The sequence below is a fragment of the Pseudomonas onubensis genome, assembly GCF_965653655.1.
GTDB lineage: Bacteria > Pseudomonadota > Gammaproteobacteria > Pseudomonadales > Pseudomonadaceae > Aquipseudomonas.
Map to the genome: position 1 here is coordinate 102,312 of NZ_CBFHAZ010000005.1, position 12,779 is coordinate 115,090.

At 60.2% G+C, this 12,779-nt stretch carries 11 protein-coding genes; 2 read left to right on the forward strand and 9 right to left on the reverse strand.

What is annotated here, in order from left to right:
- Positions 1-133 precede the first annotated feature (133 nt).
- Genes ACTD9P_RS03510 through ACTD9P_RS03520 form a run of 3 tightly spaced genes read right to left on the reverse strand, consistent with a single transcriptional unit; the run spans position 134 to position 2,716 of the window.
- On the reverse strand, positions 134-1,315 hold the full coding sequence (locus ACTD9P_RS03510) for an acetyl-CoA C-acetyltransferase (protein WP_438866708.1): 1,182 nt from the start codon (positions 1,313-1,315) through the stop codon (positions 134-136).
- An 11-nt stretch (positions 1,316-1,326) separates the two neighbouring features.
- Positions 1,327-1,986 (reverse strand): CoA transferase subunit B, encoded by a 660-nt coding sequence (locus ACTD9P_RS03515; RefSeq protein ID WP_017135011.1) that lies wholly within the window; start codon positions 1,984-1,986, stop codon positions 1,327-1,329.
- A 31-nt stretch (positions 1,987-2,017) separates the two neighbouring features.
- Positions 2,018-2,716 carry a CoA transferase subunit A gene (locus tag ACTD9P_RS03520; RefSeq protein ID WP_058420641.1) on the reverse strand — a complete coding sequence of 233 codons (699 nt, stop codon included), beginning with the start codon at positions 2,714-2,716 and terminating at the stop codon, positions 2,018-2,020.
- A gap of 133 nt (positions 2,717-2,849) precedes the next feature.
- Between ACTD9P_RS03520 and ACTD9P_RS03525 the strand changes: the two genes are divergently transcribed.
- Complete coding sequence (locus ACTD9P_RS03525; RefSeq protein WP_438866709.1) at positions 2,850-3,752, forward strand: LysR family transcriptional regulator; 903 nt, start codon at positions 2,850-2,852, stop codon at positions 3,750-3,752.
- A gap of 122 nt (positions 3,753-3,874) precedes the next feature.
- On the opposite strand, the gene ACTD9P_RS03530 is transcribed toward ACTD9P_RS03525, so the two are convergent.
- The 6 genes from ACTD9P_RS03530 to ACTD9P_RS03555 all read right to left on the reverse strand — a co-directional run bounded on the left by ACTD9P_RS03530 (position 3,875) and on the right by ACTD9P_RS03555 (position 11,680).
- Positions 3,875-4,204: a hypothetical protein gene (locus ACTD9P_RS03530; RefSeq protein WP_438866710.1), complete on the reverse strand. Its 330-nt coding sequence runs from the start codon at positions 4,202-4,204 to the stop codon at positions 3,875-3,877.
- A gap of 603 nt (positions 4,205-4,807) precedes the next feature.
- Positions 4,808-5,656, reverse strand: coding sequence for an NAD-dependent protein deacetylase (locus ACTD9P_RS03535; RefSeq protein WP_438866711.1), 849 nt, complete (start codon positions 5,654-5,656; stop codon positions 4,808-4,810).
- Positions 5,657-5,664: 8 nt separating this feature from the next.
- Positions 5,665-6,105 (reverse strand): CBS domain-containing protein, encoded by a 441-nt coding sequence (locus ACTD9P_RS03540; RefSeq protein WP_438866712.1) that lies wholly within the window; start codon positions 6,103-6,105, stop codon positions 5,665-5,667.
- A 132-nt stretch (positions 6,106-6,237) separates the two neighbouring features.
- Complete coding sequence (locus tag ACTD9P_RS03545) at positions 6,238-8,187, reverse strand: DNA topoisomerase III (protein WP_438866713.1); 1,950 nt, start codon at positions 8,185-8,187, stop codon at positions 6,238-6,240.
- Between the two features lie 158 nt (positions 8,188-8,345).
- A complete protein-coding gene (locus ACTD9P_RS03550) occupies positions 8,346-9,968 on the reverse strand; it encodes an MFS transporter (protein WP_438866714.1) in 1,623 nt (540 codons plus the stop codon).
- A gap of 65 nt (positions 9,969-10,033) precedes the next feature.
- The gene (locus tag ACTD9P_RS03555) at positions 10,034-11,680 is read right to left on the reverse strand and encodes a GMC family oxidoreductase (RefSeq protein ID WP_438866715.1); all 1,647 of its coding nucleotides are present in this window, start codon (positions 11,678-11,680) and stop codon (positions 10,034-10,036) included.
- Positions 11,681-11,809: 129 nt separating this feature from the next.
- Here ACTD9P_RS03555 and ACTD9P_RS03560 point away from each other — a divergent pair, with 129 nt between their 5' ends.
- Positions 11,810-12,703 (forward strand): LysR family transcriptional regulator, encoded by an 894-nt coding sequence (locus ACTD9P_RS03560; RefSeq protein ID WP_438866716.1) that lies wholly within the window; start codon positions 11,810-11,812, stop codon positions 12,701-12,703.
- The last annotated feature ends 76 nt before the right edge of the window (positions 12,704-12,779 follow it).

Here is a 12,779-nt window from a genome sequence, read left to right on the forward strand (position 1 = left end):
GAAAACCGGGCAAAGAAAAGGCCCGATTTTCGTGGAATCGAGCCTTTTCTCGTGTTGCTCTTGTTGACTGGGGCTGCTGCGCAGCCCAACGGGAGCAAGCTCCCTCGCCACAATTAGCCTGTTGCTTTTTAGATCAACTGCGCTCGAGCGCCAGGGCTACGCCTTGGCCGCCACCGATGCACAAGGTGGCCAGGCCTTTCTTGGCGTCGCGCTTGATCATTTCATGCAGCAGGGTCACCAGCACGCGGCAGCCTGAGGCGCCGATCGGGTGGCCGATGGCGATGGCGCCGCCATTGACGTTGACTTTGCTCGCATCCCATTCCAGCTCTTTGCCCACCGCCAAAGATTGCGCGGCGAAGGCTTCGTTGGCTTCAATCAGGTCTAGGTCGCCCAGGCTCCAACCGGCTTTGTCCAGGCAGCGGCGGGTCGCCGAGACCGGGCCGATGCCCATGATCGCAGGGTCGACACCGGCGTTGGCGTAGCTGGCGATACGCGCCAGCACCGGCAAGCCGAGAGCCTTGGCTTTGTCAGCGCTCATCAGCAGCACAGCGGCGGCGCCATCGTTGAGGCTGGAGGCGTTGCCGGCGGTGACGCTGCCGTCTTTCTTGAACGCGGGCTTGAGCTTGGCCAGCGACTCGGCTGTGGTGCCGGCGCGCGGTTGTTCATCCACGGCGAAGGCCACCGGGTCGCCCTTGCGCTGCGGGATCAGGATCGGGGTGATCTCATCGACAAACCGGCCGGCTTCGATAGCGGCGGCGGCTTTCTGCTGGGAGGCGGCGGCGAAGGCGTCCTGGGCTTCACGGCTGATGCCGTACTTGTCCACCAGGTTCTCGGCGGTGATGCCCATGTGGTAGTCGTTAAACGCATCCCACAGGCCGTCAGTGATCATGCTGTCGAGCATCTTGGCGTGGCCCATGCGCAAACCCGTGCGCGCAGCGGGTAATACGTATGGTGCCAGGCTCATGTTCTCCATGCCGCCGGCGATGATCACATCGGCGTCGCCACAACGGATGGCCTGGGCGCCGAGGTGCAGGGCTTTGAGGCCCGAGCCGCAGACCTTGTTCAGCGTCATAGCCGGCACCGCATGGGGCAGGCCAGCCAGAATCGAAGCCTGACGCGCCGGGTTCTGGCCGCTGCCTGCGGTCAGTACCTGACCGAGGATCACTTCATCGACTTGAGCCGGGTCCAGGCCGGTCTGCTCCAGCAGGCGACGGATCACGGCCGCGCCCAACTCCGGTGCCGGGATGCTGGCCAGCGCTCCTTGAAAGCTGCCCACGGCGGTGCGGGTGGCAGCAACAATCACGACGTCTTGCATGGAATCTGTCCTCACTGGAAGTGCATTTCTGGAACGTGGTCCGGGACGATCAGTTTACCGGCGGTCTTGCTCACAATCTCTTCAACGCTGACGCCAGGTGCGCGTTCCTTGAGGACAAAAGCGCCATTTTCGATTTCCAGGTACGCAAGGTCAGTCAACACGCGCTTGATGCACTTGGCGCCGGTCAGCGGCAGGCTGCATTGACTGAGCAATTTCGACTCACCGTCCTTGGACGCATGGGTCATGATCACAATGATGTTCTCTGCACCGGCCACCAGGTCCATGGCGCCGCCCATGCCTTTGACCAGCTTGCCGGGGATCATCCACGACGCGATGTTGCCCTGCACGTCCACTTCAAATGCGCCGAGCACGGTGAGGTCGACATGCCCGCCGCGAATCATCGCGAAGGATTCCGCAGAGGAGAAGATCGAGGCGCCGATGCGCGCCGTCACGGTTTGTTTGCCGGCGTTGATCATGTCGGCATCGATGGTTTCTTCGGTCGGAAACGGGCCCATGCCAAGCAGGCCGTTTTCCGATTGCAGCATCACTTCCATGCCTTCGGGGATGTAGTTGGCCACCAGGGTCGGGATACCGATGCCGAGGTTGACGTAGAAACCGTCCTGCATTTCGCGGGCGACGCGTTGAGCCATTTGTTCGCGGGTAAGAGCCATGTGTTGTCTCCTTATTATTTGGGCTGGCGGATTATTTGCGGACGGTGCGCTGTTCGATGCGCTTCTCGAAGGTGCCGCAAATGACTCGGTCGACGTAGATGCCTGGGGTGTGGATCTGCGCCGGGTCCAGCTCGCCCGGTTCGACGATTTCTTCAACTTCGACCACGGTGATCTTGCCCGCAGTAGCCGCCAGCGGGTTGAAGTTCTGCGCGGTATGGCGGTAGATGACGTTGCCGAAGTGGTCGGCCTTCCAGCCTTTGACAATGGCGAAGTCGCCGGTGATGGACTCTTCCATCAGGTACGGGCGACCGTTGAATTCGCGGGTTTCCTTGCCTTCGGCCACTGGAGTGCCGACGCCGGTGGCGGTGAAGAAGGCCGGGATGCCGGCGCCGCCTGCGCGCATTTTTTCCGCCAGGGTGCCTTGGGGCGTGAGCACCACTTCGATTTCGCCGCTGAGCAGTTGCTTCTCGAACAGGGCGTTTTCACCGACGTAGGAGGCGATGACCTTGCTGATCTGCTTTTCTTCCAGCAGTACGCCCAGGCCAAACCCGTCGACGCCGCAGTTGTTGGAAACCACGGTCAGGTCGCGGGTGCCCTTGCGCTTGATCTCGGCGATGAGGTTTTCTGGAATGCCGCACAGGCCAAACCCACCGGAGAGCACGGTCATGCCGTCTTCCAGGCCTGCCAGTGCTTCTTCATAGGACGCCACGCGTTTATCGAAACCTGCCATATGCACCTCTTTTATTGTGTGTGGGCCAGCCAATGAACTGAGTGTTGCGCCGACGGATTGATTTGTTAAGTTGTTTTTTAAGGTTGATTGATTTAGAAAACAGCATAGTCCAACCGCCGCCCGGAGCAGCCTCATGACCGTCAAACAGATGCGTGCCTTTCTCGCCGTGGCCCAAAGCCTGAGTTTTGCCGCGGCCTGCGAGCGCCTGCACCTTTCCCAGTCGGCGCTGAGCCTGACCATCAAGGGCCTGGAAGAGGGCCTGGGTGGGCGCCTGTTCAGCCGTAATACCCGCAACGTTGCACTGACGCCTGAAGGTGAATCGCTGCTGCCGCTGGCGCGTCGGTTGATTGCCGACTGGGACAATGCCGAAGACGAACTGCGTCAGCGTTTCACCCTGCAACGGGGCCGCGTCACCGTGGCGGCGATGCCGTCGTTTGCGGGCAACCTGCTGCCACCGATCCTGAAGATATTCCGCGCGCGCTACCCGCAGGTGAATGTGACGGTGCACGACCTGATCAATGAACAGGTGCTGGAGATGGTCCGCGATCGCCAAGTGGAACTGGGTGTGGCGTTCGAGCCGTCCGAGGGGTCGTCACTGGCATTCACACCTTTATACCTGGACCGGTTTATCGCGGTGGTGCCCGGTGATTCGCCCTTGGTGCAGCGTACCGAAGTCGACTGGAACACCCTGTTGGAACACCCGTTCATTACCCTGCAACGGCCCTCGACGGTGCGCGTGATGCTGGAGGAGCATCTCGGGGCCTTGCAGATGAAATTGCCGGTGGCGTTGGAAAGTCATCAATTGGCCACGGTCGGCAAGATGGTTGCCAGTGGCCTGGGTGTCAGCGCCGTGCCTGCGCTGTGCGCGCGCCAGATGGAGGAGGCGGGCGCCCATTGCATCACCTTGAGTGCCCCGGTCATCGAGCGTCCGATTGGTGTACTCACCAAGCCCGGTCATGAACTCTCGGCGGCGGCGCAGGTGTTGTTTGATATTTTTCGCGACGAAGCAGCGAAGGGACGTTTCCCGACTTTTTGAGCGTGCCACAAAACAAATGTGGGAGCTGGCTTGCCTGCGATAGCTATTTAACATTCAAAAAAAGTGTTGGACGTTAAACCGTTATCGCAAACAAACCAGCTCCCACAATGGGCAAGTTTTACTTAGTAGTAGCGGTCGATCACTTTAACTTGCGAGTTATCCTTAAAAGATGCCCAGGCATTGTTAAGTGTGTCGAACACTTGCTCAATGAAGTTTCGATCGGCCGCTGCTTTTTTGCCGACATAACCCTGGCCGCGGCGGTACATTTTCAGGCGCGCCGCCAGTTCGGGGTGGGTGCGGTCGAACTCGGCTTCTTCGGTGTGGGGCGCCAGGCAGTCAATTTTGACCTCGCCCGACTTGCCAACCCACAGAATATGGTCGTCGAGAGTGTCTTTCTGCGCTAAGAACATCTCAGCCAATTCATCGATACTTGGTTGGTTGTTCAGATTCATGTGTAAGCCCCTTGACCAGTTGGCGATCTATCAGTTGGTTCGTTAAAACTGCTTAGTTGTCTCCGGTTGCGAAAACCGGGCGTCAGTAACGGTCTGCCGAATACGGGCAGGGTCTTGAACCTGATGCATGTAGTCTTGCTGATGAGCGGCTACGTAATGGTTTCATCACGAAGACAAGCAGCGTTTGAGCTTCTTGTACCGATCCTTGCGGGCCGGTCAGCTTCATCAATCTGCCTTGTGGGCAGTGCACATCCGGAAAAAACAGCTCGGCGGTCAGACGAGCTTGTTCAAAACGCGTGTTACCAACGCTCCCGATCCGGGAGACGTCTCGATAATGCAAGGACAAAAAGGTTACGTCAACGGTTATGTAGTGATTATTTTTAGTCACTACATAAATTGCTGTGGGGACGGGAGAATGCGGGGAAACGTGACTTGGGCGTCACTTTTTGTGCGGTGGGTCTCGGTGGGTGCAATGGCCAAATCAACACAGAACCCCTGTGGGAGCGGGCTTGCTCGCGAATGCGTACTGTCAGTTAAAAAATGTTGAACTGACCCACCGCATTCGCGAGCAAGCCCACTCCCACATTTTGATTTGCAGTGTGCCTACTGACGCAATCGCTCGGCCAGCAGAGGCAACAACCGCTCGCATGACGCCTGGATCTTCACCTGCAACAGCTCATCCCCACGGGTCTTGCCCAGGTTGATGGCTATTACCGGCTTGCCTTGCTCCACCATCGCTTTGCACAGGCGAAACGCCGAATAGGCCATCAGTGAAGAACCCACCACCAGCAGCCCGCCGGCGTGCTCCACGGCGGCCATGGCCCTGGCTGCTGTCGCCGGCGCCACGTTCTCGCCAAAAAACACAACGTCTGGCTTCAGACGCTCGCCATTGCAATGGGGGCAGCGCGGAACCTGGAAGCGTTCTTCAAAGGTCGGATCGAGCAGCGTGTCACCGTCGGGCGCCTGCACCGCGTGGACCTGCACCAGGTAAGGATTGTCGATTTCCATCTGCCGCTGAATCACATCGCGGGTACTGCGCTGCTGGCAATCCAGGCACAGCACACGATGCAGGCTGCCATGCAGTTCGATTACATCATGGCTGCCGGCCTGATCATGCAGGGTGTCGACGTTTTGCGTGATCAGCCCGCTGATACGGCCGCGCTGCTGCAGCGTGGCCAGTGCCAGATGAGCCTGGTTCGGCTGCGCAATACGCACCCGTGGCCAGCCCAGCATGGCGCGTGCCCAATAGCGGCGACGCGCTTGCGCGGTGGCGAGGAATTCCTGGTACATCATCGGCGCCTTGCCACGGCGCACGCCTTCGCTGTCGCGATAGTCCGGGATACCCGATGACGTGCTGATACCTGCACCGGTCAAGACCAAAAAGCGTCGTTCAGCCATGGCCCGGTACAGGGTGTCGAGATGGTCTTCTTGATGGTCCAGCGTATCGAGCATGGGTTCCCCTATTCGCCGCGGATGTATTGCTCCAGCTGTTTGATCAGGTCGGCCTGTTCGGCAATGGCCTCTTTTACCAAGTCACCGATGGACAGCAGGCCCAGCAGTTTGCCGTCTTCGACCACGGGCAGGTGGCGCAGGTGACTGTCGGTCATGATGTTCATGCATTCTTCGACACTTTTATGGGTATCCACGGTAATGACCGGCGAACTCATTACCTCATGGACCTTTGTGGTGACCGACGAAAGGCCTTTGAGCATGATTTTGCGCGCGTAATCACGTTCACTGAGGATGCCGACAACTGCGCCTTCCTTGACCACCGGCAAGGCCCCGACGTTTTTTTCTGACATTCGCACCAGCGCCTCAAATACCGTGTGGTCCGATTGAATGGTATGCACGTCCTGATTCTTCTGGTCCTTGGCTTTGAGCACTTGTGCAACGGTTTTCATGGCGGCCACTCCGGTGTTGTTGTTAGGAAGTCAGCGAGTCCCCTACAGAATCCTAGACGGGCTACAGCGCCGCAAGGCCCAAAGCGGCGTTAAACCCGTCGAAAAACGTCATTCGCCGGATTATTTCGCGATTTAGCCGGCACTTTTCGGTTTTTTCGCCCGCTTTGTAGCGCCTGTTGTCTTGCGTGGTGCGGCCTTGCGTTTGTTTTTCCACGGCGTAGCGCCTCGGCCTGCCGGGCTGGCTGGGCCGGTGATGGTCATGCGCATGCCATTGCAGCGTGCCACTTGTTTGCTCATCCAGGCCGCCTGCTTGGCGACGAATTCTTCCAGGCTCATTTCACCGTTTTGCACCATGTCCAGTGCCTGCTCCCAGATCGCGGTGGTGCCTGGGTCGGCAATCGCCCGCGGCACCGCGTCGATCAGGCTGAACGCCGCCGGAGTGGCCGACAGCGCCTTGCCGTTTTTGACCAGATAACCGCGGTCGAGCAAGCCCTGGATAATTCCAGCGCGGGTGGCTTCAGTGCCGATGCCGGTGGTGTCCTTGAGCTTTTGCTTGAGCAGCGGGTCTTCCACCAGTTTGGCGACGTTTTTCATCGCCTTGATCAGGTCGCCCTCGGTGAAGGGCTTGGGCGGCTGGGTCCACAGGTCCTTGAGGTTGACCTTGGCCACCGCGTAATCCTGGCCTTGCACCAAGGTCGGCAAGGCCTGCGGTGCGGGAGCTTCACGGCCTTTGGCGGGCGCCAGCGCCTCGGGCAGGGCGCGTTTCCAGCCCGGCTCGATGATGACTTTGCCTACCGCGCGCAAGGCTTGGCCGGCGCAGTCGAAATCCGCCTGGGTGCGGTCGTATTCATGGTTGGGCAGGAACTGAGCCAGGTAGCGCGCGCGAATCAGCGTGTAGACCGCACGGTGTTTGCCGGCCAGTTGCGCGACGTCCTTACCGGCTCCCGTAGGAATGATGCCGTGGTGCGCGCTGACCTTGGCGTCGTTCCAGGCCCGCGAGCGGCGTTGCGGGTCGATATGCGGCATCAGCTCATTGACTGCCGTATCCGCGCGGGCCAGCGCCGCCAAGATCTTCGGTGCATCACTGTGTTGGCTGAGCGGCAGGTAGCCGCAATCACTGCGAGGGTAGGTGATGACTTTGTGGGTTTCGTAAAGGGACTGCGCAATGTCCAGGGTTTCCTGTGCACCCAGGCCGAGCTTCTTGGAACAGATTTCCTGCAACGTGCCGAGGTCGAAGGGCAGGGGCGCGACTTCGCGCATGCGCTCGGTACGCAGTTTGACCAGCCGGGCGCTGGCGGCGTTGGTCATCGCATCGGCCGCATCGCGAGCCAGTTGCGGGTTAAGACAGCGGCCTTGATCGTCGCAGGCATCCTCAGCGGCGCGCCATTGAGCCGTGAAGGTCATGCGGTCATGCCGCAAGTCGACATCAATGGCCCAGTAAGCCACTGGCACAAAGTCGGCGATGCTGCGGTCGCGGTCCACCACCAGGCGCAACGTCGGGGTTTGCACGCGGCCCACCGGCAATACGCCTTGATAGCCGGATTGACGCCCGAGCAGGGTAAACAAGCGACTCATGTTCATGCCGATCAGCCAGTCGGCGCGTGAGCGGCCGAGGGCCGAGTGATACAGGCTGAAGGTTTCGGCACCGGGTTTGAGGGCGGCCAGGGCTTTGCGAATGGAGGCTTCATCCAGTGCCGACAGCCACAAGCGCTGGATCGGTCCGCGATAGCGGCAATGCTCCACCAACTCACGGGCGATCATCTCGCCTTCGCGGTCGGCGTCGGTGGCGATCACCAGTTCCTGGGCTTCGCCGAGCAAACGCTTGACGGCCTTGAACTGGCTGGCGGTCTTGGGCTTGACCAGCATCTTCCATTTGTCCGGCACGATCGGCAGGTCGGCCAGCACCCAGCGCTTGTATTTAGCGTCGTAGGCGTCGGGTGGGGCGGTTTCCAGCAGGTGGCCGATGCACCAGGTGACTGTGACCCCATTACCCAGCCAGCACCCGTCGCCACGCCGACTGGCGCCGAGTACGGCCGCGATATCCTTGGCCTGGGAGGGTTTTTCACAGAGGTACAGCCGCATGGTCATCACATCAGATCGGGTTGATACCTTGCAGGATGCTCAGTCAAAGGCAATTGAGCAACCATTATCTGTATGGATGTACAGCTGTAAGTTTCAAGCTGCAAGCTTCAAGTAGAAGCCGATCAGCTTTTACCTGGCGCTTGCAGCTTGCAGCTGACTCAATTGTTATTGATGTCTACGTCCTTGGTTTCCTTGAGGCAGAACAACCCCACAAGCAAGCTCACGCCGGTCACGACCACCGGGTACCACAAGCCGTAGAAGATATCGCCGGTGTACACCACCAGGGCAAACGACACCGTCGGCAGGAACCCGCCAAACCAGCCATTACCGATGTGGTAGGGCAGTGACATCGAGGTGTAGCGGATACGCGTCGGGAACAGTTCCACCATCAGCGCTGCCAACGGGCCGTAGCACATCGCGGCGATCAGAATCAGCACCACGATCAGCACCACCACCATCACCTTGTTGACCTGGGCCACGTCCGCCGAAGTCGGGTAGCCGGCCAGGGTCACCGCGCCGCGCAGGGCCGCTTCGTCGTAACCGTCGATGCGCACATCACCCACGCTCACCTGCACCGGGCTGCCGGCTGGCGCGGCGGCGCTGCTGTATGGCAGACCTTGCTTGACCAGGAAGGTCTTGACCTTGTCGCACGGGCTGTCAAAACGCGCCTTGCCCACCGGGTCGAACTGGAAGGTGCAGGTGGCCGGGTCGGCCAATACGGTAATCGGCGCCTGGTGGCTGGCCTGGTCCATCGCCGGGTTGGTGTAGTGCGCCAGCCCTTTGAAGATCGGAAAGTACAGCGCGGTGGCCAGCAGCAAGCCGAGCATCAGCACCGGTTTGCGCCCAACCTTGTCCGACAGCCAGCCAAACAGGATGAAGAACGGCGCGCCGATCACTACGCTGATAATCAACAGCATATTGGCCAGGGCCGGGTCCATCTTCAGGAACTGCGTGAGGAAGAACAGCACATAGAACTGCGCCGCATAGAAGGTCACTGCCTGCCCGCCGTTGATACTGAACAGCGCAATCAGCACCACCTTGAGGTTTTCCCATTTACCGAAGGATTCGCGGATCGGCGCCTTGCTCGCCTTGCCTTCCTCTTTCATCTTCAGGAATGCCGGCGACTCATGCAGGCTCATGCGGATCCAGGTGGAAATGCCCAGCAGCACAATCGAGAACAGGAACGGAATGCGCCAGCCCCACACTTCGAACTGGTCGCCGGTGAAGTAACGGCAAGCCAGCACCACCAGCAGCGACAGCAGCAGGCCCAGGGTTGCGGTGGATTGAATCCAGCTGGTGTGCAGGCCGCGTTTGCCCGCCGGTGCGTGCTCGGCCACATAAGTGGCTGCACCGCCATATTCGCCGCCCAATGCCAGGCCTTGCAGCATGCGCAGCACGATCAGAATGATCGGCGCCGCAATGCCGATGCTGGCATAGGTCGGCAACAGCCCGACACAGAAGGTCGCCACGCCCATCAGGATGATGGTGACCAAAAACGTGTACTTGCGCCCGATCATATCGCCCAGGCGGCCGAACACCAGCGCGCCGAACGGGCGCACTACAAAGCCTGCGGCAAAGGCCATCAAGGCAAAGATGAACGCCGTGGTGTCGTTGACCCCGGCAAAGAATTGCTTGCTGATCACCGCCGCCAGGGCGCCGTAGAGGAAAAAGTCGTACCACTCGAACACCGTCCCTAAAGACGAGGCGAAGATGACTTTCCTTGATTCGCTGCCGGTGCTCGCCTTGACGGCCGAACCCAGGGGTTGAGCATGTTCTGACATCGGGTATCCCTCACAGTGATTATTTATTGTTGTTCCACTGTCGGCGCCGGGTGCGGCGCCGCTATTCAGATTGCATGAACCGTTTCTCTCTGCGGGGCGAGACTCCTTGTGTTCGGCGAAAGCATCAGTTGCGCTGCCTTTTCCGCAATCATCAGTGTAGGTGAGCAGGTGTTGCCCGATGTAATGCGTGGCATCACCGAGGCATCGGCAATACGCAGGCCCGGCACGCCATGTACGCGCAGTTGCGCATCGACCACTGCGTCTTGGTCATCGCCCATGCGGCAAGTGCCCACCGGGTGAAAAATCGTCGTGCCGATACGCGCGGCGGCTTCATGCAGTTGTTCTTCGGTTTGCAGCGCGTCGCCCGGCAGGTATTCCACCGGCTTGAACTGGCTCAGGGCCGGTGCGGCGACGATGCGGCGGGTCAGGCGGATCGCGTCGGCGGCCACGCGCAAATCTTCGGGATGGCTGAGGTAGTTGGGCCGTATCAGGGGTGCATCCGCTGGGTTGGCCGAGCGGATATCAATGCGGCCACGGCTTTGCGGGCGCAGGTCGCAGACCGACGCGGTAAACGCCGGAAACGCATGCAGCGGCTCGCCAAAACGTTCCAATGACAGCGGTTGCACATGGTATTCAAGGTTGGCCGACGTCTGTTCCGGGCCGGAGCGGGCGAAGGCGCCGAGCTGGCTGGGCGCCATCGACAATGGGCCGCTGCGGTCATACAGGTAGCGCAGGCCCATGCCCATCTTGCCCCACACTGTGCCGGCGATCTGGTTCAAGGTGCGTGCGTTTTCGAGCTTGTAGATCAGGCGCAGTTGCAGGTGATCCTGCAGGTTTCCGCCGACCCCCGGCAGTTCATGCAGCACGTTGATGCCTAATGGCTTGAGCACAGCGGACGGGCCAATCCCCGAACGCTGCAGAATACCGGGCGAACCAACAGAACCGGCGCACAAGACGATTTCCTTGCGTGCCTTCCAGCTCAGCTGTTGCCCATGTTGACGCCCGACCACGGCCGCAGCGCGACCGTTTTCCAGCACTACACGGTCGACTTCCACTTCGGTCAGCACGGTCAGATTAGGGCGCTGGCGGATCGGCTTGAGAAACGCCTTGGCCGCGTTCCAGCGCACCCCGGCCTTTTGGTTGACCTGGAAGTAGCCGCAGCCTTCATTGTCGCCCTGGTTGAAATCGCTGATTGGCGCAATACCACTTTGCGCCGCCGCATCGCGAAAGGCATCGAGGATCGGCCAGTGCAGGCGCTGTTGCTCCACGCGCCACTCACCGCCATCGCTGTGAAATTCCGAGCCGCCGGCAAAATGGTTTTCGCTCTGTTTGAACAGTGGCAGCACGTCTTTCCAGGCCCAGCCGGGGTTGCCTGCGGCGGCCCAGCCGTCGTAATCCTGGGCTTGGCCACGCATATAGATCATGCCGTTGATGGAGGAGCAGCCGCCCAGCACTTTGCCGCGAGGGTAACTCAGTGCACGGCCTTGCAGGCCTTCCTGGGCTTCGGTCTTGAAGCACCAGTCGGTGCGCGGGTTGCCGATGCAGAACAGGTAGCCGACGGGGATGTGGATCCAGGGATAATTGTCGCGGCCACCGGCTTCGAGCAGCAGCACGCGGTGGGCGGGGTTGGCGGACAATCGATTAGCCAGCAGGCAGCCTGCGGGGCCGGCGCCTACGACGATGTAATCGTATTCAGCAGTTGCAATGGGCATCTGAGGTCTCGCTTGTTTTTCTTATTGGCCCCATCCTAGTTGTTAGTTTTCGTCTTAAAAATGTTAGTTTTTACCCAGCTGCTGTGCGTTTTTAAACAGCGCGGCTCAGGCTCTCGCATTGGAGGCGACATGTTCGACTGGAATGACCTGCGGTTTTTTCTTGAGTTGCAACGCAGCGGCCGCCTGCTTACCGCTGCGCAGCGCCTGAAAACCACGCACGCCACGGTGGCCCGGCATATCGAGGCCATCGAGAAAAGCCTCGGCACTGCGCTGTTCGTGCAGCATGCCCAAGGCTACGAACTGACGCCTTCCGGTGAAGCGCTGCTCAAGCACGCCGAGGCCATGGAAAACGTCGCCTTGCTGGCCGAAGACGAACTCACTCATTCCGCTGCGCCGCTGGGCAAGATTCGCCTTGGCGTGGCCGAGGGGTTGGGCGTGATGTTCCTCGCCAGCCGCATGGGCGGGCTGTTCGAGCGTTATCCGGGGCTGGAAGTGGAACTGGTAGCGGTGCCGCGCTTTGTGAGCATTCTCAACCGTGAAGCGGAAATCAGCATCCACCTCGAACGCCCCAGCGTCGACCAACTCGTCACGCGCAAACTCACCGACTACCGCCTCGCGCTCTACGCCAGCCGCGCCTACCTTGCGCGCAACCCGCCGATCGAAAAGCGCGAAGACCTCGCCGCCCATGCCTGGATCGATTACGTGGATGACCTGCTGTTCAGCCAGGAACTCAAGTTCCTCAGCAGCTTTTGCCGCAACCCCAAAGTGGTATTCCACAGCACCAGCGTGATTGCTCAACACCAGGCGGCGCGTTCGGGATTGGGCATTGCGGTGCTGCCGTGTTTCATGGCCGCTGGCGACCCCGAGCTGGTGCCATTGCTGCCGGCAGAAAACATCCAGCGCAGTTACTGGATCAGCTCGCGCCGGGAGCTGCACAAGTCGGTGCGGTTGCGTGTGCTGTGGGATTATGTGGTGGAGTTGTGCGCGCGGGAGCAGGGGTTGCTGCTAGGCGAAACCCACTGAAGAAACCGGATAAAAATGTGGGAGCGGGCTTGCTCGCGAAAGCGGTGTGTCAGTCAGCAGATGTATTAACTGATCC